Annotated in this window: 20 protein-coding genes; 12 read left to right on the top strand and 8 right to left on the bottom strand. The window is 63.5% G+C overall.

All coding sequences use genetic code 11. The features are described 5' to 3' along the window. Nucleotides 1-37: 37 nt before the first annotated feature. Nucleotides 38-229 carry a YnbE family lipoprotein gene (locus PCLY_RS19410; protein WP_061241259.1) on the bottom strand — a complete coding sequence of 64 codons (192 nt, stop codon included), beginning with the start codon at nt 227-229 and terminating at the stop codon, nt 38-40. 4 nt (nt 230-233) lie between these two features. After that, entirely contained in the window at nt 234-2,789 is a 2,556-nt protein-coding gene (locus PCLY_RS19415) for an intermembrane phospholipid transport YdbH family protein (protein WP_061241261.1), read from the bottom strand. A 131-nt stretch (nt 2,790-2,920) separates the two neighbouring features. Between PCLY_RS19415 and PCLY_RS19420 the strand changes: the two genes are divergently transcribed. The 4 genes from PCLY_RS19420 to PCLY_RS19435 all read left to right on the top strand — a co-directional run bounded on the left by PCLY_RS19420 (nt 2,921) and on the right by PCLY_RS19435 (nt 6,510). After that, nucleotides 2,921-3,292, top strand: a complete 372-nt coding sequence (locus tag PCLY_RS19420; RefSeq protein WP_061241263.1) for an XRE family transcriptional regulator — start codon at nt 2,921-2,923, stop codon at nt 3,290-3,292. Nucleotides 3,293-3,525: 233 nt separating this feature from the next. Further along, the gene (locus tag PCLY_RS19425) at nt 3,526-4,278 is read left to right on the top strand and encodes an RES family NAD+ phosphorylase (protein WP_061241265.1); all 753 of its coding nucleotides are present in this window, start codon (nt 3,526-3,528) and stop codon (nt 4,276-4,278) included. 438 nt (nt 4,279-4,716) lie between these two features. Then, nucleotides 4,717-4,968 carry an SEL1-like repeat protein gene (locus PCLY_RS19430; RefSeq protein ID WP_061241267.1) on the top strand — a complete coding sequence of 84 codons (252 nt, stop codon included), beginning with the start codon at nt 4,717-4,719 and terminating at the stop codon, nt 4,966-4,968. Nucleotides 4,969-5,034: 66 nt separating this feature from the next. Continuing rightward, nucleotides 5,035-6,510, top strand: a complete 1,476-nt coding sequence (locus PCLY_RS19435; protein ID WP_061241269.1) for a DNA recombination protein RmuC — start codon at nt 5,035-5,037, stop codon at nt 6,508-6,510. A gap of 16 nt (nt 6,511-6,526) precedes the next feature. Here PCLY_RS19435 and PCLY_RS19440 read toward each other — a convergent pair whose 3' ends face one another. Then, a complete protein-coding gene (locus PCLY_RS19440) occupies nt 6,527-7,459 on the bottom strand; it encodes an alpha/beta fold hydrolase (protein ID WP_061241271.1) in 933 nt (310 codons plus the stop codon). A 292-nt stretch (nt 7,460-7,751) separates the two neighbouring features. On the opposite strand from PCLY_RS19440, the gene PCLY_RS19445 reads away from it, so the two are divergent. Next, entirely contained in the window at nt 7,752-8,564 is an 813-nt protein-coding gene (locus tag PCLY_RS19445; protein ID WP_061241273.1) for a MerR family transcriptional regulator, read from the top strand. Nucleotides 8,565-8,587: 23 nt separating this feature from the next. Here the strand turns inward: PCLY_RS19445 and PCLY_RS19450 are convergent, their stop codons facing one another. Then, the gene (locus PCLY_RS19450) at nt 8,588-12,076 is read right to left on the bottom strand and encodes a hybrid sensor histidine kinase/response regulator (RefSeq protein ID WP_061241275.1); all 3,489 of its coding nucleotides are present in this window, start codon (nt 12,074-12,076) and stop codon (nt 8,588-8,590) included. Between the two features lie 216 nt (nt 12,077-12,292). Between PCLY_RS19450 and PCLY_RS19455 the strand changes: the two genes are divergently transcribed. From PCLY_RS19455 to PCLY_RS19465, 3 genes are all read left to right on the top strand, one after another. Next, entirely contained in the window at nt 12,293-12,862 is a 570-nt protein-coding gene (locus tag PCLY_RS19455) for a GNAT family N-acetyltransferase (protein WP_061241277.1), read from the top strand. 5 nt (nt 12,863-12,867) lie between these two features. Beyond that, a complete protein-coding gene (locus PCLY_RS19460; protein WP_061241279.1) occupies nt 12,868-13,695 on the top strand; it encodes a helix-turn-helix transcriptional regulator in 828 nt (275 codons plus the stop codon). 1,184 nt (nt 13,696-14,879) lie between these two features. Next, complete coding sequence (locus PCLY_RS19465) at nt 14,880-16,346, top strand: NCS1 family nucleobase:cation symporter-1 (RefSeq protein WP_061241281.1); 1,467 nt, start codon at nt 14,880-14,882, stop codon at nt 16,344-16,346. A 4-nt stretch (nt 16,347-16,350) separates the two neighbouring features. Here the strand turns inward: PCLY_RS19465 and PCLY_RS19470 are convergent, their stop codons facing one another. Both PCLY_RS19470 and moaA read right to left on the bottom strand, forming a co-directional pair. Continuing rightward, nucleotides 16,351-17,187 (bottom strand): substrate-binding periplasmic protein, encoded by an 837-nt coding sequence (locus PCLY_RS19470; RefSeq protein ID WP_061241283.1) that lies wholly within the window; start codon nt 17,185-17,187, stop codon nt 16,351-16,353. Between the two features lie 41 nt (nt 17,188-17,228). Continuing rightward, complete coding sequence (moaA, locus tag PCLY_RS19475) at nt 17,229-18,224, bottom strand: GTP 3',8-cyclase MoaA (protein ID WP_061241286.1); 996 nt, start codon at nt 18,222-18,224, stop codon at nt 17,229-17,231. A gap of 212 nt (nt 18,225-18,436) precedes the next feature. On the opposite strand from moaA, the gene PCLY_RS19480 reads away from it, so the two are divergent. Continuing rightward, entirely contained in the window at nt 18,437-19,081 is a 645-nt protein-coding gene (locus PCLY_RS19480; RefSeq protein ID WP_061241288.1) for a TetR/AcrR family transcriptional regulator, read from the top strand. Between the two features lie 288 nt (nt 19,082-19,369). On the opposite strand, the gene PCLY_RS19485 is transcribed toward PCLY_RS19480, so the two are convergent. Next, nucleotides 19,370-19,804, bottom strand: coding sequence for a GlcG/HbpS family heme-binding protein (locus tag PCLY_RS19485; RefSeq protein ID WP_061241290.1), 435 nt, complete (start codon nt 19,802-19,804; stop codon nt 19,370-19,372). A 182-nt stretch (nt 19,805-19,986) separates the two neighbouring features. Beyond that, nucleotides 19,987-20,901 carry a LysR family transcriptional regulator gene (locus tag PCLY_RS19490; RefSeq protein WP_061241292.1) on the bottom strand — a complete coding sequence of 305 codons (915 nt, stop codon included), beginning with the start codon at nt 20,899-20,901 and terminating at the stop codon, nt 19,987-19,989. A gap of 111 nt (nt 20,902-21,012) precedes the next feature. On the opposite strand from PCLY_RS19490, the gene gcl reads away from it, so the two are divergent. The 3 genes from gcl to PCLY_RS19505 all read left to right on the top strand — a co-directional run bounded on the left by gcl (nt 21,013) and on the right by PCLY_RS19505 (nt 24,632). Then, nucleotides 21,013-22,788, top strand: a complete 1,776-nt coding sequence (gene gcl / locus PCLY_RS19495) for a glyoxylate carboligase (RefSeq protein WP_061241643.1) — start codon at nt 21,013-21,015, stop codon at nt 22,786-22,788. A gap of 59 nt (nt 22,789-22,847) precedes the next feature. Further along, nucleotides 22,848-23,630 (top strand): hydroxypyruvate isomerase, encoded by a 783-nt coding sequence (gene hyi, locus PCLY_RS19500; protein ID WP_061241294.1) that lies wholly within the window; start codon nt 22,848-22,850, stop codon nt 23,628-23,630. 111 nt (nt 23,631-23,741) lie between these two features. After that, on the top strand, nt 23,742-24,632 hold the full coding sequence (locus PCLY_RS19505) for a 2-hydroxy-3-oxopropionate reductase (RefSeq protein ID WP_061241296.1): 891 nt from the start codon (nt 23,742-23,744) through the stop codon (nt 24,630-24,632). Nucleotides 24,633-24,907 lie beyond the last annotated feature (275 nt).

Genomic DNA, 24,907 nt, shown 5'->3' on the forward strand with positions numbered 1-24,907 from the left:
TCTCTCCGTGGAGCCTTTTCACGCCGTAACGGCGGGCTCAAAACAGACCACTGTCTTCGTTGAATACGTTGTCCAGCGCCTTGTCCACCTTGATGTAGATCTCGTGCTCGACCTTGACGTTGAGGTTGATGTTGATCGGCTCGTTGGGCATGGCCAGCTGCACCGTCGGGGTACAGGCCTGGCAGAGCAGGCCCAGGCTCATGGAGACGAGGAGGCGGTACGTACGCATGGCGCTACTCCTTTGATTCTTGGGGGACACGCTGACGCATCCGTTGCTGAATCCGTTGCTGGATGATGTCGTTGACCTTGTCGGTCAGTTGCAGGCTGGCCAGCAGGGTCGGAATGTCTTCTTCCAGGTTGATGTTGAAGTGGATAGGCCGGCCCTGTTCGATGGCCGGGTTCTGTCCATGTAGACGCATACCGAGGCGCAGTGTGCCGGACGAATCATAGTCGAGGCTACTGCTGAGCAGGTCGTAGTGAAAATCCTCCAGCGCGTCGGTGACCAGCTTCATGCCCGGGTTGGCCAGGCCCATGGCGCGGATGCGTGGCGAGTGAAAGCGTAGGCGCCCGCCCGGTGCTCGTGCTTCGATCAGCCCCTGCTCGATGCTGATCGCCTCGCCCAGGCGCAGCGGCAGCGTGCCGTCGATCAGGCCATTACCCGCCAGCCCTTCGGCCGGATACACGCGAAACAGTTCTTGCAGATCCAGACCGCGAAGCTTCAGTGGCAGCAGCTGGCTGGGCCGCTCCAGCGCCCAGGTCGCCGGTTCCAGACTCAGGCTGCCACCAAGGATGCCCAGTTCCGCCCGCTGATGGCTGAGGCTGCCAGCCAGGGGGCGTTGCACGCTGGCCTGATAGCTGGCCTGCAGCTGCAAGGGGCCGAGGGCGATGCCCGGGTCGATCTGTTTCGCGCTCAGGCTCGGCAGCTCCAGCGTCAGGCGATCGCCCGCCAGTTGCAGGCGCAGCTCAGCGTCCACACCGCTCAGCGTGCTGCGGTCATAGATGCCTGCCAGGCCCTTGCCGGTCAGGTTGGCCCGCAGGTGCAACGGCTGGCCAGTGGGCAGGCTGAGGTTGGCGTCGCCCTGGATGCGGCCGTTGTCCAGGGTCAGCAGCGCTGGCCAGCTGGCCAGGGTTCGTGCCAACGGGTTGCCTGCGCGCAGGAAGAGTTCGTCGAGCCTGGCGTTGAGCGTCAGCGCATCGGTTGCGTGGTCCAGGCCCAGGGTCATGCTCAGCCCCGAATCAGCCAGCAGGGCGCCTTCGAGTGTCTGGCTGGCGCTGTCTGCTGCTACCCGGCCTTGCCATTGCCAACCCTGCGCTTGCAGTTGCGGGTGTTGCAGGCTGTGTATGCGCAGTGCCAGCGGCCCGCTCAGTGTCGCTGAACTTGGAGCGCCAGCCAGTTCGAGAGCGCCGAGTGTCAGTCGAGTCTGCTGCAGCTGCAGATCGCCGCTGCGCAGCTGCTGGATAGTCAGGTGAGCGTCTTCGGCCAGGTTGAATTGCAGTTGTTGCGTGGTCGCGCTGCCGCTCAGGTCCAGTTTCAGCTGCAGATCATCGGCCCGGCTGCCTGCCAGGTCCACGCGCTTGCTGCGGGCGTCGAGTTGCAACTGGCGTACGTTCAGCGACCAATCGGGGGCTTGTCGCAGGCCAAGCTCGGCGTTCGCCTGCAGCTCGAGTGCGCCCAGGCCGGTGAGCTTGAGTTGCACGGCCAGTTCGTTGTCGTGGCTGCTCTGCACTGGCGTCAGCTGCATCTGCAGATGGCTGGGTTGCAAGCCGCTCGGCAGCGTGGCCAGCCAGGCGGCGTCCTGCATGTCGAGTTGCAGGTTGCCGTGCAGCTTGCGTGCTTGCCAGGTGCCGCTGGCGTTGAGCAGGTCGAGCTGCAGTTCGCCGCTGAGCAGGCCCGCGCCGGGCAGCGGCCAGGGCTGCGGCAGCTGGGCGTCGACCCGCAGCCATCCAGGCGCGGCGAGCAACTCGCCGAACTCGCGGGTGGTCTGCGGCAGCTGCAGTTGCCACTGGGCGATGATCCCGGCTTGCTGCGGTGTCGTGGGCAGGTTGGTGGCGTCGAGTGGGGTCCATTCGCTCAGCCAGGTACCGACCCAGGCAATCTCCTGCAAAGGTGCGAGCAGCAGGTTGCCGGCCCATTGCATTGCGTCGCCCTCGGCGCGTAGATAGCTGCGCAGCTCCATTTGCTGCTGATCGTCGAGGTGCAGGCTCATCTGTAGGTGGCGCGTGCTGTCTGGTGCGCTGCCCAGGCCCTGCCAGCGGGCATCTAGCTGTGCGCTGTGAGTCTCACGCTCAAGCTGCAGGTGCAACTGCAAGGCATCGTTCAGATGCTGCAGGCTGAGGTTGCCGGCAAGCGTGCACAGGCCGCTGTGGCAGGGCAGCCGCGCCTGGGTGTCGCGTAGGTCGATCTGTCGCGGCAGCCATGGCAGGGTGTCGAGCACTGACTGGAAGAGGGCGTCGAGGTCGCTCTCGGTTGATGGCTGCGTCGCGGTCGATGCGGGTTGCCAGTCGATTTGCAGACTCTGGACAGCAAGGCGATAGCGTGGCGTCTCGCTGGCCAGCCAATCGAGTTGCAACTGGCTGGCCTGCGCGTGCAACTCACCGCCCTGGCGCTGCGTCAGGCGCAAATCGTGCAGCTGCACACCGCGCCAGGACAGGCTCAGTCGCTGCCAGTCCAGTTCGATGTGTTGCTCCTTGAGCAGTTGCTGCACGCGGTAGCTGGCATAGCCGATCAGTAGCGACGGCAGCGCCAGAGTCGCCACGCAGATGCTCAGCCAGAAACGCCGGCGGCTCATGAATGCTCCTTGTCAGATGCCGTGAAGGGACGGTACCCCATGCTCGGGTAGGTGCCAAGCGGCTATCCGTGCTATTGTGTGTTTGCAGCTTTTATTATTTTTTTTGTTCTAAACACGCGTAGGAGGACATGATGAGTGCAGTCACTCGCAGCCAGCCTGACGCCGATGCGGTACTGGCCAAGGCCTTGCTCAGTACCCGCGAACAGCTGGGGCTGACCCAGCAGGAGCTGGCCGATATCGTCGGTGTGCATCGCAGCGCCATCAGTCGCTGGGGTGAGCAGGGTGGTTTGCGACCGCAGAGCAAGACCGGTGAACTGGCCCTGCTGCTGATTCGCGCCTACCGCGCCCTGTTCGCCCTGTTCGGCGGCAACCAGCAGGACATGCGCCACTTTTTGCGCACCGAAAATCGCCATCTGGCCGGCGTGCCGTTGCAGCAGATGAGTCAGGTGCAGGGACTGGTGCGCGTCGTCGAGTATCTGGACGCCATTCGCGGCAAAGTCTGAGAGCCTGCTCAAAGCCTGCTGCGCGTCGGGCCTGCTGCGTTAAAAACAGACTCGGTAGGCCGTTTGCGGCCAACGCACGTTAGTGCGGCCCCGAAGGGGCGAGCGCAGCGAGTCATGCGAATGTACAAAAGTACAGTTGTCCGCGACTCCGACCGTTCCTCGCCTATTTTTGCCTTGCACGGCTCTAGCTCGCGATGCTTTGAGCAGGCTCTACGCTAATTGGAGGTATCGCCTTGGACATCTGGCAACTATGCGACGGCGAGCGGCAGGTGCGACCGTTGCGCGGCAAACTGCTGCGCATGGTGGAAAGCCAGGCGCAGGTCGCGACCCTGCAACTGGTGGATAACCTCGCCGAGCAGGCGCTGCTCGAAGAGTTGCTCGAGAGCAGCAAGCCGCCGCTGCCCGAAGCCAGCGAGCCTCTGCACTATCTGCTGAAGACGCCGTTTCGTTATCCACCGCTGCGCTGGGGGTCGCGCTTCGGCAACGTTTATGAGCCCAGCCTGTTCTACGCCGCACAACGTCTGGAAACGGCGATGGCCGAGGCCGCCTATTATCGCTTCGTACTGTGGAACGGCATGGCCACGCCGCCGCCCAGTGGTCGCATCCTTTCCGAGCATTCCACCTTCGAGGCGCGTTATCGCGTCGAGCGTGGTATCCAGCTTCACAAGCCGCCTTTCGATCAGCATGGCTCCCTGCTGGCTCATCCCAGCGATTACAGCGTGTCCCAGCGTCTCGGCACGGCGATGCGTGCGGCGGGTATCCAGGCCTTCGAGTACCGCTCGGCACGTTGCCCGGAGGGGGGCAGCAATGTCGCTCTCTACGTGCCCGCTGCCTTCGCGGAGAAGCGACCGCGCAATCTGACGGCCTGGTTGTGCGAAACCACGGCTGACTACGTGGCGTTCAAGCACGCGCAGACGCCCGATCAGCCACGACTGTTTCACTGGGAGCAGTTCCTGGTGCAGGGGCAGCTGCCGCGCCCCGCCTGAGCGCGGCGCTGGCCGTGCAGATGCCCCGAAACAGAGCGCTGCGCGGATATGCCGCAGAGAGTTGTGCACAAAGCTGGAGCGGGCTGTCACATCACTGTCAGAATCGCCGCTAAACGTTTGATTTTTCGTGGTTGTTTTTTAAGTCAATGAAAAATATGCATTTTTTTCATTGGTGAAAAAATCGTCAGTTTGACTGAGAGCCCCATAGCATAGGGTCTGTAAGGCATTTCTCCCAAGTTGTGCACGGAGTTATCCACAGCTTCTGTGGATTGTGAGGGAACTCTTTTCTGGTGTCGAAATCGTTCCGGCAGTCGGGGCTTTACCTTCAGAAAAAAAGGAGTAGAGTGGCGCGCCCCGGCACTCACCCCCCTGTTTTTTATGCCTCGCGCTTTACCGTCTTCATCCTCCGCTGCCCGTCCAAGCTCTTCTCGTCTGCCCATGCGCGTTGCGCTTTGGCTGCTCGACAGTCCGCGTCTGGGACAAACGCCCAGCGTCAAGCGTATCGCTGGCAATCTGCTCAAGCAGCCGGCGCGCAAAGGCTGTGTACAAGCGCAAAGTCGGCTGGGCCAACTGCTCTGCCGCGATTGCGGCAATACCCGCGACCGCCGCATCGGCTTTGAACTGTTGCGTCAGGCGGCGCGAGCAGGTGACCGTGGTGCCCAGCTGGAACTGGAGCGTCTGTCGCGCTGACTGCGTGCTGGCCCTGTGTAAATCGCCGGCTGGGTATACTGCTCGGCGGCCAAACATGGAGCCTCTATGCCAATCGATCCCCTTTCTCTCGCCATTGGTGCTGTCGTCGCGCTGGTTCCGCTGTTGGCAGGCCTCTGGTCCTTGCAGCGCCGGCTGACTCGCGAGCAGGGCGAGCAGGCGCTGCTGCAGGAGCGCCTGGAGCATGCGCAGCTCAGCCAGACCGGGCTACTGGCGCAACTCGATGATTGCCGCGCCGAGCTGGCCGAGGTCAGCGAGATCAAGGTGGAGCAGCAGACCGAGCTGGCCGGGCTGCGCCGCGAGAACGAGTTGTTGCAGCAGGAGCGGCAGATTGCTCGTGAAGCCGCGCAGTCGTGGAATCAGCAGCGCGAGCGCAACGAGGCAGAGCTGCGCCGGCTCAGCGCCGAATGTGCAGCGCTGGCCGCCGAGCTGCAGGAGAACCGCGACAACCAGCAACAGCGCCTGGATGACCTGCAGGGCGCACGCAACGAACTGCGCGCGCAGTTCTCCGAGCTGGCGACGAAGATCTTCGATGAGCGCGAGCAGCGTTTTGCCGAGAACAGTCAGCAGCGCCTCGGCCAGCTGCTCGATCCACTCAAGGAACGCATCCAGGCATTCGAGAAACGCGTCGACGAGAGCTATCAGCAAGAAGCGCGCGAGCGTTTTTCCCTGAGCAAGGAGCTGGAGCGTCTGCAGCAGCTCAATCAGCGTCTGGGCGATGAGGCGACCAACCTGACTCGCGCGCTGAAAGGGCAGAAGACCCAGGGCAACTGGGGTGAGCTGGTGCTGGAGCGGGTGCTGGAGCATGCCGGCCTGGAGAAGGGCCGCGAGTACCAGACCCAGGTGAGCCTCAAGGGCGCCGGCGGTGAGCGTTTCCAGCCTGACGTGCTGATTCGCCTGCCGGGCGACAGGCAGGTGATCGTCGACGCCAAGGTCAGCCTCAGCGCCTATCAGCAATATGTCGCGGCGGTCGACGAGCCGATCCGCCAGCAGGCGCTCAAGCAGCACCTGCTTTCTGTACGCAGTCACCTCAAGGGGCTCTCCGGTAAGGACTACCAGCGCCTGGAAGGGCTGCACAGCCTGGATTTCGTTCTGCTCTTCGTTCCCATCGAAGCGGCTTTCGCTGCGGCATTGCAGGCCGAGCCGGATCTGTTTCAGGAAGCCTTCGAGCAACAGGTGGTGATCGTTAGTCCGACCACCTTGCTGGCCACGCTGCGAGTGATCGACAGCCTCTGGCGCCAGGAGCGCCAGGGCCAGAACGCCCGTGAGATCGCCGAACGTGCGGGGCAGCTATACGACAAGTTCGTCGCTTTCGTTGCCGATCTGGACGAGATGGGCAGTCGCTTGCAGCAGCTGGACAAGGCCTACGCCAGTGCTCGCAACAAGCTGGTCGACGGTCGCGGCAACCTGGTCGGCCGTGTGGAAAACCTCAAGCTGCTGGGGGCTCGTGCCAGCAAGAGCCTGCCGTCGGAGCTGCTGGAGCGTTCAGCCGACCTGCCGGCACTGGACGAACTGGGCGAGTGAGAGCGCCCTTGGCCCGCTATCGCAGCGGCGCTTGCTGGGGTGCCTGCTCCAGCCTGTTCACATAGTCACGCAGCCAGCCGGCCAGGGCGCTGGGCTCGGCCAGCAATTGCCAATGGCCGGCATGAACTTCGCGGCGGCTCAGTAGTGGCGCCCAGTGCTGCAGGTCCTCGAACAGCTGCGGGCGCACGAAGCGGTCGTTCAGTGGCACGATCAGTTGCACCGGTACGCGGGTGCTGCGTGAGCGAGGTCTGAGCAGGCTGCGGATGAAGTTGGCGCGATACAGCTGCACGCCACGCATGCCGTCTGCGCGCTGCGTAGGGCTCGGTGGCAGATGACGTATGCCTTCGAGGCGACGCAGCAGCCAGGGCCAGGCGCGATCCAGCCCCAGGTGCCAGCACAATTCCGGCAGCAGTGGGATATGGAAGAAGGCGATGTACCAGGAACTGAGCACCTGCCTCAGCGCCTGCAATAGTGCATCAGGACGACGCAGACTCAGGCGCTCGCGCAGCCAGTGGCCGACATGGTCGAGACAGGGACCGGATATGCTGGTGTAGGACGCCAGCAGCGGCTGGATGCGCGCTTCTGTCACCGCTTCCCAGCTCTGGATCGAGCCCCAGTCATGGGCGACCAGGTGCACCCGGCGACCTGCGCTGGTGGCGTGGATGACCGCTTCAAGATCGCCTGCCAAGCGCTCCAGTCGATAGTCAGGCAGGCGCTTCGGTACCTGCGACGCGCCGCAGCCACGCACGTCGTAGGCGACGATGCGGTAGTCGGCAGCCAGTTCATGGATCAGCGGCAGCCAGATCTCGTGGCTGTCCGGATAACCGTGTACCAGCAGCAGAGTCGGCGCGTCGGCCTTGTCCCAGATGTAGGTGCACAGACGCAGGCCTTGGCTGTTCACGTCCAACTGTCGTGGTGGCCGTTCGTGGCGTTGCAGTGGCGCGTTCATCGAAGGACGCCGGGGTGATGGGCGGGCGAGAACATGGCAGGCTCCGGAATATGACAATTACATTGTTTGATGTCATCGTCATTGTTGAGCGCCATGTTGCCTTTGCCTAGCCATGCGCACTGGCCCTAAGGCCTGCGTTACTTCGTTACCTGAACTGCCCGGGCCGCTCTGTTAAGAGGCTTGGCGGTGGGCTTGGGCGGTTGCTTGTCGGAGTGCGGTCGTGCAAGTCCAGCCCTTGGTTGGGGCCAGCGATGCGGTTGGCGGGGGCTCCGCTCGGGACTATGATCGGCGCATGACTGACGTTTCCCTGTTCTTCCAGCGCCTGCTCGGCAGCGCTGACCCGATGGCTGCGGCGGTTGCCGCCGAATATACGGTCGACGAACTGGCGCAGGCGGCGCAGACCACCGTGCGTAACGTGCGCGCCTATCAGGACCGCGGCTTGCTGTCGCCGCCGGAGCGCCGCGGGCGTGTCGGCATTTACAGCGGCGAGCATCTGGCGCGTCTGCGGCTGATCGGCCAACTGCTGGAGCGCGGCTACAGCATCGCCAGCATCCGCGAACTGTTCGACGCCTGGGCCCAGGGCCGTGATCTCGCCCACGTGCTGGGGCTCGACCAGGCCATCCGCGGCCCCGGTGAGCCCGAGCAACCCGGGCGCCTGGAGTTCGCCGAGCTGCAGGCGATCTTCGCTGACGATCTGGATGACGCGATGATCGAACGAGCCATGGCCATGGGCCTGTTGCAGTTCGCCGGTGACCATCTCTGCGTACCCAGCCCGCGCTTGTTCGCTGCGGGTGTCGAGTTGTACCGCGCCGGCATCCCATTGCCGGCGCTACTCGATGAGCTGGAGTCGATTCGTCGGCACGTCGAGCAGGTATCCACCGGTATCGTGCAGATGATCGTCGGCCACCTGGTCAATCCGCTGCTGCAGAGTTCGCTGCCTCGCGTCGATCAGCTGGAAGGGCTCAGCGCCCAACTGCTGCAACTGCGGCCGCTGGTCGAGCAGGTGGTCGAGGCGGAGCTGGCGCGCGGCCTGCCGGTGGCGGCCAACCGCGAACTGAGCGAGCGGGTGCATCAACTGCTGCAGGGGTTCCTGCAGCGCGGTTGATGCCCGTCGGGCGCCAGTACTCCTTAGCCGCGCAGCACCAGATGGCGGCTCAGCAGAGCGCGCAGGGCGGCTGGCTTGACCGGCTTGGGCAGGTAGTCGAGGCCGGCGGCATGCACTTCGGTGATCAGCTCGGGACGGCCGTCGGCGCTGATCACCACACCGGGTACCGGCTCGCCCATGCGGGTGCGCAGCCAGGCCATGAGTTCGGTGCCGGTTTCGCCTTCGTCGAGGTGATAGTCGACCAGCGCCAGTTGCGGATGCACGTTCTCGCTGAGCAGGTGTTCGCATTCCAGGCGATTGCGCGCCGTCCATACCTGGCAGCCCCAGCGTGACAGCAGGCTGTGCATGCCGGTGAGAATGCTGTCTTCGTTGTCGATACAGATCACCTGGGTACCCTGCAGCGGTTGGCCGTCTACGGTCGGCGCGCTGGTGCTCTGCGGTTTCGTCGCCGGTCTTCTCGCCAGTGGCACGCTGACGCTGAACACGCTGCCCTTGCCCGGCCAGGAGCGCACCTCCAGGCGGTGGCTGAGCACGCGGCACAGCCCGTCGGCAATCGCCAGGCCCAAGCCCAGGCCTTTCTCGGCGCGCGTCTGGTGGCTGTCGAGGCGCTTGAATTCTTCGAAGATCACCTTGCGCTTATCCTCGGGGATGCCCATGCCGCGATCCCACACCTCCAGGCGCAACTGCTCGCCCTCGCGCCGTACACCCAGCACCACGCGGCCCTTGGCGTAGCGGAAGGCATTGGTCAGGAAGTTCTGCAAGACCCGGCGCAGCAGCTTGATGTCGCTGTCGATCCACTGCCGGCTGCCACGTACGCGCAGGTCGATGCCCTGCTCGGCAGCCAGTACGCCGAACTCGGCGGCGAGGGTGTCGAACAGGTTGGCCAGGGCGAAAGGATGGCGATCCGGGGTGATCCGGCCGTTTTCCAGTCGCGAGATGTCCAGCAGGTCGGTGATCAGGTCCTCGGCCGAACGCAGCGAACTGTCCAGGTGACGGACCAGCTCCTGGGCCTCGCCGGGCAGGGCGTCGTCCTGGTGGGACAGCGCTGCGGAGAACAGACGAGCGGCGTTGAGCGGTTGCATCAGGTCATGGCTGACTGCGGCGAGAAAGCGCGTTTTCGACTGGTTGGCGGCTTCGGCGTGGGACTTGGCCTCGGTCAGCGCCTGGTTCAGCTTCGACAGTTCATGGGTCCGTTCGGCAACCCGCTGTTCGAGGCTTTCGTTGGCGTCCTTGAGGGCGCGCTCGGCTTCGCGGAACTCGGTGATGTCGGTGAAACTCATGACGAAACCACCGCCCGGCATCGGGTTGCCGATCAGCTCGATCACCCGGCCGTTGGGGAATACCCGCTCATAGCTGTGCGCGGTGCCCTGGCGCATCCAGTACAGGCGCTTGGCGACGTTCTCTTCCAGGTCGCCGCCGCCGAGCATGCCGCGCTCGGCATTGAAGCGGATGATCTCGGCAATCGGCCGGCCGACGTAAATCAAGCCTTCGGGGTACTCGAACAGCTCCAGATAACGGTGGTTCCAGGCCACCAGGCGCAGGTTCTGGTCGACCACGCTGATGCCCTGGGTGATGTTCTCGATCGCCCCCTGCAGCAGGGCCCGGTTGAACTGCAGCACCTCACTGGCTTCGTCGACGATGCGCACCACGTCTTCGACCTGCATCTCGCGGCCTTCGATGGCAGCCTTTACCACCGCGCGGGTCGAGGAGGCGCCCAACACACCGGCGAGCAGGCGTTCGGTGTGGGCGATCCACTCGCTGTTCGCCGGCTGGTTGGGGTCGAAGTCCTTGCCTTTGCCCTGGTGCAGGGCGAAACGGGTGAAGCTCTGGCGGGCGCGTTCTTCGCCGACGAAGCGGCTGGAGAGCATCAGCAGGTCCGCCACTTGGACGGCCAGCAGGCTGCGGTTGCTCGGTTTGGTACCCAGGTCATGGCCGATGAAGCGCCCGGCCTGCCAATGTTCGGAGACGCGTGTGCGCGAGAACCAGGAAACCCAGGCGAACAACAGCATGTTGCCGGCCAGCGAAAGCACCACGCCGCGTGTCAGCGGGTCGACTTGCAGGCCGATGGGGGCGTGGAGCAGGGCCGTGAGCCCGGGGAAGCTTTCCAGCGACCATCCCATGCCACGTGCCGCCAGCGGTAGCACCAGGGTGTAGAACCAGAGCAAGGCGCCGAAGATCAGGCCGGCGAACACGCCACGGCGGTTGGCCTGCTTCCACACCAGTGCACCGAACATGGCCGGTGCCAGCTGGCCGATGGCGGCGAACGAGACCTGGCCGATGGTCGCCAGGCTGGTGCCCTCGCCGAGCAGGCGATAGCAGACGTAGGCCAGCAGCAGGATCAGCACGATGCTGACCCGCCGGGCCGTGAGCATCCATTGGCGGAAGGCCTCGAACGGCCGCTCGGTACTTTGCCGGCGTAAAAGCCAGGGAAGCAGCATGTCGTTGGAGATCATGGTCGACAGCGCCACCGAGGCGACGATCACCATGCCGGTGGCGGCCGATGCACCGCCGATGAAGGCCAGCACCGCCAGACCCGGGTGGGCTTCGGCCAGGGGCAGGCTGATGACGAAGGAGTCCGGTGTCACGCCGGCCGGCAGCAGCATCTGCCCGGCAAGGGCGATGGGGACGACGAACAGCACGGCCAGCACCAGATAAGCCGGGAATACCCAGCGCGCCAGGCGCAGGTCCTTGGGTTCGATGTTCTCCACCACGGTGACATGGAACTGCCGCGGCAGGCAGACGATAGCGATCATCGCCATGCCGGTCTGCACCAGCATCGCTGGCCAGTTCACCGCCTCGTTCCAGAAGTCGTCCAGCTCGGCGGTGTTGTGCGCCTGCTCCAGCAGGTCGTTGAAACCGTTGTACAGGCCGAAGGTGACGAAGGCGCCCACGGCCAGGAACGCCAGCAGCTTGACCAGCGATTCGAAGGCAATCGCCAGCACCATGCCGCGGTGGTGCTCGGTGACATCGAGGTTGCGGGTGCCGAACAAGATGGTGAACAGCGCCAGTGCCAGCGACACGATCAGTGCCGTGTCCTGGGCGCTGGTGCCGGTGTCCAGCGCGTGCTCGCCGATCAACAGATTGACCCCGAGCACGATGCCCTTGAGTTGCAGGGCGATGTAGGGCAGCACACCGACCAGGCAGATCAGCGCCACGACGATGGCCAGCGACTGCGACTTGCCGTAGCGCGCGGCAATGAAGTCGGCGATGGAGGTGATGTTCTCCTGTTTGCTGATCATCACCATCTTCTGCAGCACCCAGGGCATGGTCAGCAGCAGAATGATCGGGCCCAGGTAGATCGGCAGGAACGACCAGAGTTGTTCGGCGGCCTGGCCGACGGCGCCGAAGAAGGTCCAGCTGGTGCAGTAAACGGCCAGCGACAGCGAGTACACCCAGGCGCGGATCTTCGGCGGCATGGGCGCGCTACGGCGGTCGCCATAGAAGGCGATGGAGAAAAGAACGGCCATGTAGATGAGGGCGACCGCGGCGATCAACCCAGGGGACAGCGACATGCAGACTCCGAAACGCGCAGTGGGACGAACTGAGCCTGGCCGCCGAGGCGAGGCCGATGCTGATCAGTGTTGCACAAAGCCAGGCGCTGTCGGCTGCGACCAAGGTCGCAGGGCGGTTCGCGTGCTTTGCGACGACGCTCGATTGTGCCGCAGCGCTGGGGCTGATAGCTTGGTCGGTTTGCGATTCTGCCCAAGGAAGGACCCGAGGAAACCCCTATGTTCAAGCCGCAGCTGGTGACTTTGCAACGTGGCGCACTGCGCCTGGAGCCGCTCTCTGACGCCGATATTCCGGCCTTGGTAGCGTTGGCCGAGGCCAATCGTGAGGCGCTGCTGTACATGAGTGGCACCCAGCGTCTGGATTGGTACCGCAGCGCCCTGGCCGATCTGCGTGAGCAGCGGGCCTTGCCATTCGTCATTCGCCTGGGTGACGAACTGGTGGGAACCACGCGCTTCGCCGACTTCATGAACAACCTGCCAGCCTGCGAAATCGGCTGGACCTGGCTCGATCGCAGCCAGCATGGCACCGGCCTGAATACCACCATCAAGTACCTGATGCTCAAGCATGCTTTCGACAACTGGGGCATGGTGCGCGTGCAGTTGAAGACCGCCGGCAGCAACCTGCGCTCGCAACGCGCCATCGAGAAGCTTGGCGCGGTCCGTGAAGGGCTGCTGCGCAACCATCGCCGGCTGGCCGATGGCCGCCTCGACGATACCGTGCTGTACAGCATCACCGACCAGGAATGGCCAGCCTTGCGCGAGGCGATGGAGGCAGGCTTCGGCGCTTGAGCAGTATGCAGACTCGTGAGCAGACCCGCTTCTGGCAAGCCTCCGCATTGAGAGGGGTCGAGCTGTTGCAGGCGCACTACCTCGAGCAGCGTTTCGCGCCACACGTGCATGAAGGCTTCGTGTTTACCGTGATCGAGCATGGTGCCCAGCGTTTTCATCATCGCGGCAGCGATCACCTGGCGCCGCAGGGCAGCATGGTGCTGATCAACCCGGATGAAGTGCACACCGGCTCCAAGGCGCACGAAGACGGTTGGCGCTATCGCGGTTTCTATCCCGACAACGCCCAGGTACTGGGCGCGCTGCAGGAGCTGGGCCTGGCCAGGGCCGGGATGCCGTCGTTTTCCTTTAGCGTGTTGCACGATCCGCGCCTGCATGCGGCCTTTCTGCAACTGCATCAGTTGCTCGAGCATGGCGCCGAGGCGTTGCAGCAGCAACTGGCCTGGCGTGAAGCGATACTATTGCTGTTCCAGCACCATGCGCGGCTTGCTGAGCCTCGAGCAGCCGGGCGTGAGCCCTGGGCAGTGTCCTGTGCCAAGCAGATGCTGGCCGAGCGGCTGGTCGAACCGCCCTCGCTGGAGGAGTTGGCCGCCGCGGTCAATCTTTCACCCTTCCACTTCGCCCGCGTCTTTCGCCGTGCAACGGGCCTGCCGCCACATGCCTGGCTCAAGCAGCGCCGTCTGGAGCAGGCACGGGCGCTACTCAAGAGTGGCTGCGCGGCGGTTGCCGTGGCGATGCAATTGGGCTTTGCCGATCAGAGCCATCTGTCGCGCCAGTTCAAGCAGGCCTATGGTGTGAGCCCCGGCGAGTACCGCAGCGCGGTGGCCCGGAGCTGACCGCAGGAATAAAAAGGTTCTTCGCATTTTCGCGGGGAGGATACGTTGACACCGGACTGGCAAGTTTGTGTGCGTATTGCTCACGGGCTTAGCAATATCCGTTACCGCGTGCGCTGAACGTTTGGGTTGCGCCCCTTACGGGCGCCACACCTTGATTCGCTGCGCTCACCCTTCGGGCCAGCCTGCGGCTGTTACTGCGCTTCGCTGCGTTTCTTTGCTTGCCCAAGAAAGGTGTGCCAAAGAAGGGCACCCCGACATCCGGGTTTCGCTACGCGCCCCTCGCTCCAGCGCCGCTCCGGGGAGCCAGATCGCAAGCTTGCGACAGCTCTGGAAGATCAAAGTCGGTAGCGTTTGGCTTTTGCTCTTGAAGCGCGATCTCACAGACGACACCCAAGTCCCCTTCAGGAGGCCGAGTGGAATCGCCACGTAAGGGGTTGAGCGACATGGATGTCGCGAGAGCCACGATGGGCCAGGGATGGCCCTTCGTGGCGTGCCCCAGGAGTGGTGATGTAGCGAGGGAACCCCGGCGCAGCCGGGGCCGGATGGTGGGGTGCCCTTCTCTTTGGTTACTTTCTCTTGGGCAAGCAAGAGAAAGTGACTCGCCCGTGAGGGGCGAAACCAAGACGAAAGATCGACACGCTAATGATCGTGGCCCGGAGATAAATAGCGCTGCGTACAGAACACACAAACTTGCCAGTCCGACGTCAAGCGTATCCTCCCCGTCAGAATGCAAAGAACCTTTTTCTTTGAGCAGCAAATGCCAGGTGCGCACGGCGCCCCCTACGCGGCGGACACCGTCCGTAGTTATGCACCGCACACACTGCCTTTGGCAAAGCGGCCTGAATAGCCGCACCAACCCAGCACCCCAAAGCAGATCAAGCACCATCTCGGTGCGCAATCGGATACATCCAAACCACTTCCCGACCAGCACTTTGCAATCACGCAACTGACTGCGAGGTCAAGTTTTTGATCACAAAATACAGATTTTTTGTGTGCAATTTATCCGAAAGCCATATTCATCAATGCATTTTCTGTGTACAAGACAATCAGGTTCCTACCGAATCACTGTCGAATTGGCTGTATACACTGAATCAGTCATGACGCGAATACAAAACCGGAACGAAACCTGCAGACAAATCTCCTCATAGAACGCCGCGGCGCAAGAACAAAACTGGGAGCTGTCCATGTCCAACACCGAAGACTTTCGCATCAAGAACATTGATCCCTCGCTACACAACGAGGACCTCGCCCCGCTGGCTCCCGAGAAACGCACCTGGGGCTGGTTCGAGATCTTCAACGTCTGGTCGAACGACATTCAGAGTCTGTTCGGCTACACCCTGGCGGCGACGCTGTTCATCTCCTACGGGCTCAATGGCTGGGCCGTGCTGGCCGGCATCGTGCTCGCCGGTTTCATCGTCATGGGTCTGGTGCAACTGACCGGCAGACCGAGCGTCAAGTACGGCATCCCCTTCCCGGTGTTCGCCCGCGCCAGCATGGGCGTGCGCGGCGCCAACTTCCCTGCGCTGGTGCGCGGCATCGTCGCGATCTTCTGGTACGGCGTGCAGACCTACTTCGCCTCCACCGCCGTGGCACTGCTGCTCAATTCATTGCTGCAACCGCAGGACCCGGCTCTGTACCTGGGCCTGACCGCCATCGGCTGGCTGTCCTACGTGATCGTCTGCCTGTTCCAGGTCGGCCTGTTCGTCTGCGGCATGAGCTGGATCACCCGCTTCCTCAACTGGGCCGGGCCGCTGGTCTACGTGGTGATGATCGCGCTGATGGGCCTGATCTGGTACAAGGCCGGCCCGAGCCTGCTCAGCGAGCTGGGCAACATCTTCAGTGGCACGGGTGAATACAAGGCCGGTCCGGTGACCGCGTTCTTCGCCGTGGTCGGCACCATGGTCGCCTACTTCGCTGCAGTGGTAATCAACTACGGCGACTTCGCCCGCTTCGTCAAAAGCGAAAAGCAGATGACCATCGGCAACTTCCTCGGCCTGCCGGTTAGCCTGGCGTTCTTCTCGCTGATCGCCCTGGTGATCACCGCCGGCACCGTGGTGGTGTTCGGTGAAACGTTGACCAACCCGACCGACATCGTCGCACGAGTGGACAACCTGACCCTGACCATCATCGCCGCGCTGACCTTCTTCGCCGCGACCGTGGGTATCAACCTGGTAGCCAACTTCATTCCGCCAGCCTATGACCTGGCCAACCTGGCGCCGGCGCATATCAGCGCACGCACCGGGGGCTTCATCACTGCCGGCATCGCCTTCTTCATCGGCGCCCTGTGGGTGGCCTTCATCAGCAACGTCGGCATCGCTGCCTTCGTCGACACCCTGGGCGCCGTGCTCGCGCCGCTGTACGGCATCATCGTCGCCGACTACTACCTGGTGCGTCGGCGCAAGCTCGACCTGCAGCAGCTGTTCAGTGCCGAGGTGGGTTCGACCTACTACTTCGATGGCGGCTGGAACCGCAAGGCGATGCTCGCCTTCGTCGTCGGCTCGGTGTTCTCCGTCGCGTCGGTGTGGGCGCCCGGCCTCAGCCAGCTGTCCGGCTACGCCTGGCTGCTCGGCGCCCTGCTCGGCGCAGTGCTGCACTATGGCCTGATGCACGGCCATGCACAGGCACTGAAACGCGCCGACGCCAGTCTCTGAGCAATCACTGACGGGACGAAGCCGGCGCCTGCGCGCCGGCTTTTTCTTTCTGCCGCTCGAGAAAGTCCACCTTCCATTGCTCGACCCCCATGTACTCACTATCGAGATTGGCCTCTACCCGATAGCTCGCCTTGAGCGCCGCCACCTGGGCCGCGTGTTCCGCGAGAAAACGATCGAAACGGGTGATCAGCTGCGGATGGCGCAGGCTCGACAGATGAAAACTGCCACGGGTGTGCGGCAACTTGGGGTCGAACACCAGGGCACCAGGCCGGGCGCGAATGTTGTCCAGATAGTGGGTGGCCACCACCACGTTGAAGTAGGCACCATCGGCGTCCTGTTTCAGCGCTTGGCGAATCATCTGGCGCAGGTCCTCGCTGTAGCTCAGCTGGATCTGCCCGCTGTCGATGGCCTGCTCGTAACCCCGCGGCGTCCAGCCCTGCACCATGGCCAGCCGATGGATGCCCGCCAGCGTTCGCCCCTTACGCTGCGGCGCCACCAGCACACCATCGACGTAATCGACCACGGCCTGACTGTAGTGCAGCGTCATGCCGGCCTTCTGTGCTGCGGCCCAGTGCGGACTGTCGGGATACTTGAGGTCGATCTCGCCACGCTGCAAGGCCGGCAGCAACTGATCCACCGCCAGCGCCTTGTAGCTCAGGCTGACACCACTGTCGGCGGCGAAAGCATCCAGCAACTCGCGAGCGAAACCACGGTACTGGCCTTCGTCATCGAGGCTGTAATGCGGTGCGAACGGCAGATCCTCGACGCCGACCACGTAGGTCTGGGCCAGGGCGCCGGGGGCCACAAGGGCAAATAGCAGACACAGTCGTACGGGCTTCATGTAGAGCCTCCTTATTGTTGTAGTGGAATCCGAAGGCGGTTCTACCCGCCGGTGATGCTCATGAAGCGCACCACCTGGACCTGCTCGTCGGTGGCGAAGTGGTGCCGCTCGGGCTTGAGCCGCAGCGCCTCGATCAGCGCCTGACGCAGGCGCTCGCCGTCACCCGGATGAGCGCGCAGCAGGCGCTTGAGATCCAGTGCGTTGTCGTGGCCGAGGCAGAGCACCAGCTTGCCCTCGGCGGTGACCCGCACACGATTGCAGTCGCCGCAGAAGTTGTGGCTGTGCGGTGAGATGAACCCTACCTGAGTCTGCGTACCGACCACTTGCCAGTAGCGCGACGGCCCGCCGGTGACCTTGCTGCTGCGCACCAGCGCATGACGCTGCTCGATGCGCTGGCGCACTTCGTCACTTGAGCAGAAGGTCTGCTCGCGGCTGTGGCTGACCACGCTGCCCAGCGGCATCTCCTCGATGAAGCTGATATCCAGGCCGCGCGCGATGGCGAACTCGACCAGGTCCAGTACTTCGTCGTCGTTACGCCCGCTCTGCACCACGCTGTTGAGCTTGATCCGCTCGAAGCCGGCGGCACGCGCCGCGTCGATGCCGGCCAGCACCTGATCGAGCTTGTCGCGCCGGGTAAAGGCGGCGAAACGCTCGCGCTGCAAAGAGTCCAGGCTGATGTTCAGGCGCCTCACGCCCGCTGCGCGCAGCGGCGCGGCCATCTCCACCAGTTGCGAACCATTGGTGGTGATCGCCAGGTCATCCAGTTCCTCGCGCTGCCCCAGGCGCTGCAGCAGGCTCAACAGGTTCTTGCGCACCAGCGGCTCACCGCCGGTGATGCGAATACGCTGCACACCGAGGCCGATGAAGGCGTCGGCCACGGCGTAGAGTTCTTCCAGGCTGAGAATCTGCGCGCGCGGGGCGAACTGCATGTCTTCGCTCATGCAGTAGGTGCAGCGAAAATCGCAGCGATCGGTCACCGACAAACGCAGGTAGGTGATACGCCGACCGAAGGGATCAACGAGCTGATGGGTATTCACGGTGGGTCTCCTGCAGCGTCACGCGCCGAGACTTTTTGTCATGGATAACGCTGTGCGCGATAGAAACAGAAAAGCGATTTCCTGTATACAAAAATTTGACTACGGAGTCAGTTAAGCGCTGAGCAGCCCGTGGCCACTGCCTTGAGCCTCGCGCAAAGCCGGTGCTACCATGCCCGACCGCCGTCCGGCGGCAGAGCAAACCACAGGGCCTTATGACCAGCATCCGCGAGCGTAACAAAGAGCTCATCCTGCGTGCAGCCAGCGAGGAGTTCGCCGACAAGGGCTTCGCCGCCACCAAGACCAGTGATATTGCGGCCAAGGCAGGCCTGCCCAAGCCCAACGTCTACTACTACTTCAAGTCCAAGGAAAACCTCTACCGCGAGGTCCTGGAAAGCATCATCGAGCCGCTGCTGGCCGCCTCTGCCCCCTTCAACCAGCCGGGCCACCCGAGCGAAGTACTGACTGCCTACATCCGCTCGAAGATCCGCATCTCCCGCGAACTGCCCCATGCTTCCAAGGTGTTCGCCAGCGAAATCATGCACGGCGCGCCGCACTTGTCAGCGGAACAGACCGAACAGCTCAACGCCCAAGCCAAACACAACATCGCCTGCATCCAGCGCTGGATCGATCAGCGGCAAATGGCGCAGGTCGACCCACACCACCTGCTGTTCAGCATCTGGGCAGCGACCCAGACCTACGCCGACTTCGACTGGCAGATCTCCACCGTCACCGGCAAGGCCAGCCTCGATGATGCCGACTACGAAGCCGCCGCACAGACCATCATTCGCCTGGTGCTCAAAGGGTGCGACGTCAGCCCGATGCCGTCGAAGGCTTCCGAGCTGATCACCAGCGCCTGAGTCGAGTCCGCGGCATATACCGAACCCGTAGGGTGCGCCGCGCGCACCGAGTTTACGACACGGACGTTCGGGAAGCCTTGGTGCGCACGGCGCCCCTGCGAACTGGTGGATGTAAAAAGCGACATCCACCCTACGCATAGCCGAAAACCGTGGGAGGCGCTTTAGCGGCGACGCTTCGATGCGGGAGTCGCGGCTGAAGCCCCTCCCACAGTCGTAGCCCGGATGCAATCTGGAGCATCGCGCAGTCGTGATCAAACCGGTGCGCAGCCTAGGCGGCCCCGCAACACCCTACGCCCCCGCGTCGGCCTTCAGGCCCAGAGACTCCAGCGCACTCACCGCACATTGCTCATCGATATCCGAGGTGTCGCCGGTGATCCCGACGGCGCCGATCACCTCGCCGTGTGCATCACGGATCAGCACCCCGCCCGGCGCCGGCACCAGGCTGCCCTGGGCCAGATTGTTGACCGCACCGATAAAGGCTGGGCGCTGCTGTGCATCCGCGGCGATCAGGCGCGAACCCTTGCCCAGCGCCAGCGCGCCCCAGGCCTTGCCAATGGCGATCTGCGGACGCAGCAGACTGGCACCATCCTCGCGCTGCAGGCTGATCAGATGCCCGCCGGCATCCAGTACCGCGACCGTCAGCGGTGCAGCGTGAAGCTCACGACCAACGGCAAGCGCGCTGTGAGTGATGCTCACGGCGGTGGACAGGTTGAGCGCATTCATAAGGATTCTCCAAAAACCGAACAGGAAGTCGCCGCATGCGCGAACGGCAGCATGCGACATGAGAAAGCGCCTTATGCAATAGCCGAACAGAAGGATTGTTTCAACAAAAAAGAACAAAACAACTTAAAAATGTACACAATAAAAATACCCATGAATAACAAGATAAGTATCGAATAAGTACCTCATCCTCCCCTTACCTCCCAGTATCCAGGGGCGTTGTAGATGTCCTTCAGGTAGTCGATGAAGAAACGCACCTTGGCCGGCAGATAACGCTGCTGCGGGTACACCGCCTGGATGTCGTAAGCGGGAATCTCGTAGTCATCCAGCACCGTCACCAGCTCACCGGCCTTCAGCTCCGCCTGAATCTCCCAGGTCGACCTCCAGCCGATTCCCAGCCCCTGCTTGACCCAGTCGTAGAGAAGCTCGCCATCGTTGCAGTCGAGATTGCCGGCCACCTTGACCGCCACCTGACGGCCGTCACGCAGGAAGGTCCAGCCGCGCTGCTGGCCGCCCTGCAGATTGAACGCCAGGCAGTTGTGCCGCGCCAGGTCTTCGAGGGTGCGCGGCACGCCATGCAGCTCGAAGTAGCTGGGTGCGCCACAGACCACGCGGCGATTGGGGAACAGCTTCACTGCAACGTAGTTGGGGTCGGTCACCTCACCGATGCGGATGCCCATGTCGTACCCCTGGCGCACCAGATCGACCAGGCTGTCGGTGAAGTTGAACGACAGCTTCAGGTCCGGATAGCGCTTGAGAAAAGCCGGCGCATGCGGCGCGATATGACGCCTGCCGAACGCGGCAGGCGCCGACACCACCAGGTGCCCGCGCACCGACCGGCCACCACGCGCCACGCTGGCGTCGGCTTCATCGAAGTCCTTGAGCAGGCTGCGGGCACGGTCGAGGTACTGCTCGCCAAGGTCGGTCAGTTGCAGGCCACGTGTGGAGCGATGCATCAGCTTGACGCCGAGGTGGCGCTCCAGCGTATCGAGGCGACGCCCCATGACCACCGGGGTGACGCCTTCACTGAGCGCAGCAGCGGCGAAGCTGCCGTTGTCAGCGACCAGAACGAAACTGCGAATGAGGGTATGACGGTCCATTCGGTACTCCAAGTATCGGCAGAACTGAAGTATCCGACAATTCCGTCCCCCCGGTACAGCCGTCATCCTTGCTCCCAAGAAGAAAAACCACTGACTCGGAGAACAATGGTCATGGCCAGAATGAGAGCAATCGAGGCCGCCGTACTGGTGATGCGTCGCGAAGGTGTCGATACCGCGTTCGGCGTCCCCGGCGCTGCCATCAACCCCCTGTATGCCGCACTGAAGAAACTCGGTGGCATCGATCACGTCCTGGCCCGTCACGTCGAAGGCGCTTCGCACATGGCCGAGGGTTACACCCGCACCAATGCCGGCAACATCGGCGTGTGCATCGGCACCTCCGGCCCCGCCGGCACCGACATGGTCACCGGTCTGTACTCGGCCTCCGCCGACTCCATTCCGATTCTGTGCATCACCGGCCAGGCGCCGCGTGCCCGCATGCATAAGGAAGATTTCCAGGCCGTCGACATCACCAGCATCGTTGGTCCGGTGACCAAATGGGCCACCACCGTGATGGAACCCGGCCAGGTGCCGCGTGCCTTCCAGCGCGCCTTCCATGAGATGCGCAGCGGCCGCCCCGGCCCGGTACTGATCGACCTGCCGTTCGACGTGCAGATGGCCGAGATCGAATTCGACATCGATGCCTACGAACCGCTGCCGGTGGCCAAGCCGAGCACCAGCCGCCTCCAGGCCGAGAAAGCCATCGCCATGCTCAACGACGCCGAGCGCCCGTTGCTGGTCGCTGGCGGCGGCATCTTCAACGCCGACGCGGCAGGCAAGCTGGTGGAATTCGCCGAGCTGACCGGCGTCCCGGTGGTGCCGACGCTGATGGGCTGGGGTGCGATCCCTGACGATCACAAGCTGATGGTCGGCATGGTCGGCCTGCAGACTTCGCATCGCTACGGCAACGCCACCCTGCTCGCTTCCGATCTGGTGTTCGGCATCGGCAACCGTTGGGCCAACCGTCACACCGGCTCGGTCGACGTCTATACCGAAGGTCGCAAGTTCATCCACGTCGACATCGAACCGACGCAGATCGGCCGCGTGTTCAACCCGGATCTGGGCATCGTTTCCGACGCCGGCAGCGCGCTGGACGCCTTCCTCATCGTTGCCCGCGAATGGAAGGCCGCCGGCAAGCTGAAAGACCGCAGCACCTGGGTCGAAGCCTGCCGCGAGCGCAAGCGCACCCTGCAGCGCAAGACCCACTTCGACAACGTGCCGGCCAAGCCGCAGCGCGTGTACGAAGAGATGAACGAAGCCTTCGGCAAGGACACCTGCTACGTCAGTACCATCGGTCTGTCGCAGATCGCCGGCGCGCAGTTCCTGCACGTGTACAAGCCGCGCCACTGGATCAACTGTGGCCAGGCCGGTCCGCTGGGCTGGACCATTCCGGCGGCCCTCGGCGTGGTCAAGGCCGACCCGCAACGTCAGGTCGTGGCGCTGTCTGGCGACTATGACTTCCAGTTCATGATCGAGGAGCTGGCCGTCGGTGCGCAGTTCAACCTGCCGTACATCCACGTGCTGGTGAACAACTCCTACCTGGGCCTGATCCGTCAGGCGCAGCGCGGCTTCGACATCGACTACTGCGTGCAGCTGGCGTTCGAGAACATCAACGCGCCGGAGCTCAATGGTTACGGCGTCGACCACGTCGCCGTGGTCGAGGGCCTGGGCTGCAAGGCGATCCGCGTGTTCGACCCGAACGAACTGCAGAACGCCTTCGCCGAAGCCAAGCGCCTGATGGCCGAGCACCGCGTACCGGTGGTGGTCGAGATCATCCTGGAGCGTGTCACCAACATCTCCATGGGCACCGAGATCAACGCCATCAACGAGTTCGAAGAATTGGCCGAGCGCGGCGTCGACGCGCCGACTGCCATCTCGCTGCTCGACTGATGCAAACAATCTCCTCTCCCGCTTGCGGGAGAGGAGAGACAAACGAAAGGAGCGACACCATGCCCCGTTTTGCTGCCAACCTGTCCATGCTGTTCACCGAGGTGGACTTCCTGGACCGTTTCGCCGCCGCCGCCGAAGCCGGTTTCAGCGGCGTGGAATACCTCTTCCCCTATGACTTCCCGGTCGAAGAGATCAAGGCCCGCCTGGACGCCAACGCGCTGACCCAGGTGCTGTTCAACCTGCCGGCCGGCGACTGGGGCAAGGGTGAGCGCGGCATCGCCTGCCACCCGGACCGCATCGAGGAATTCCGCGCCGGCGTCGACCAGGCCATCGCCTACGCCAAGGTACTGGGCAACCAGCAGATCAACTGCCTGGCTGGCATCCGCCCGCAGGGCGTGGACTGCGCGACCGTGGAAAAGACCTTCGTCGACAACCTCCGCTACGCCGCTGACAAGCTGGCCGGCGCCGGCATCCGCCTGGTCATGGAAGCCATCAACACCCGCGACATTCCCGGCTTCTACCTGAACAACACCCGGCAGGCCCTGGAGATTCGCGACAAGGTCGGCAGCACCAACCTGTACCTGCAGTACGACATCTACCACATGCAGATCATGGAAGGTGACCTGGCCCGCACGGTTGAAAGCAACCTGGCCGCGATCAACCACGTGCAGCTGGCCGACAACCCGGGCCGCAACGAGCCGGGCACCGGCGAGATCAACTACCGCTTCCTCTTCGAGCATCTGGACCGCATCGGCTACCAGGGCTGGGTCGGCTGTGAATACAAGCCGGCAACCACCACCGCTGCCGGCCTCGGCTGGATGAAAAGCCACAACGCAATCTGAAAGCGACATCTGTAGGAGCGGGTTCACCCGCACTGCATGGCGCCGGCCTCGCCGGTGTTCGCGGATGAATCCGCTCCTACAGGCTCACCCCCTACATCGAGGTTATCTCTCATGGCTAAAATTGGATTCATCGGCACCGGCATCATGGGCAAACCCATGGCGCAGAACCTGCAGAAAGCCGGCCACACCCTGTTCTTCTCCGAGCACTTCGACAAGGCCCCGGCCGATCTGGTTGGCGACAACGGCATTGCCCTGGCCAACCCCAGGGAAGTCGCTCAGGAAGCCGAGTTCATCATCGTCATGGTGCCGGACACCCCGCAGGTCGAAGACGTGCTGTTCCGCGCTGATGGCGTTGCCGCTGGCGTCGGCGCCGGCAAGGTAGTGATCGACATGAGCTCGATCTCGCCCTCCGCCACCAAGACCTTCGCCGAGAAGATCAAGGCCACCGGCGCCACCTACCTGGACGCTCCGGTGTCCGGCGGTGAAGTCGGCGCCAAGGCCGCGACCCTGTCGATCATGGTCGGTGGCTGCCCGAATGCCTTCGAGCGCGCCCTGCCGCTGTTCCAGGCCATGGGCAAGAACATCACCCGCGTCGGCGGCAACGGCGACGGTCAGACCGCCAAGGTGGCCAACCAGATCATCGTCGCGCTGAACATCCAGGCAGTGGCCGAAGCCCTGCTGTTCGCCGCCAAGAACGGCGCCGATCCGGCCAAGGTGCGTGAAGCGCTGATGGGTGGTTTCGCCGGCTCGAAGATTCTCGAAGTGCACGGCGAGCGCATGATCAAGGGCACCTTCGATCCGGGCTTCCGCATCAGCCTGCACCAGAAGGACCTCAACCTGGCGCTGTCCGGCGCGCGCGAGCTGGGCCTGAACCTGCCCAACACCGCCAACGCCCAGCAAGTGTTCAGCACCTGCGCGGCACTCGGTGGTAGCGGTTGGGACCACTCCGGCCTGATCAAGGGCCTGGAGCACATGGCCAACTTCAATATTCGCGGCGAGTAAAAAAGTGCCCTCTCCCCCGGCCCCTCTCCCGCATGCGGGCGAGGGGAGACAAGCAACTCGGTGTTACACGGATTTTCGACCTACGCCACACCAGCCGCTTCTCACACTTGTGGGAGAAGCGAGACGAGCAGCTCGGCGTTACACGGATTTTCGGCGTACGCCAAGCCAGTCCCCTCTCCCACTTGTGGGAGAGGGTTAGGGAGAGGGGCTTTGCTTCTGGCCCACCCTTTCGACCTTCCTGGCAGGAGGTGTCACGGCCCGATTGCCAGGTCGGT

The organism is Ectopseudomonas composti (genome assembly GCF_001567565.1).
Classification (GTDB): domain Bacteria; phylum Pseudomonadota; class Gammaproteobacteria; order Pseudomonadales; family Pseudomonadaceae; genus Aquipseudomonas; species Aquipseudomonas composti_A.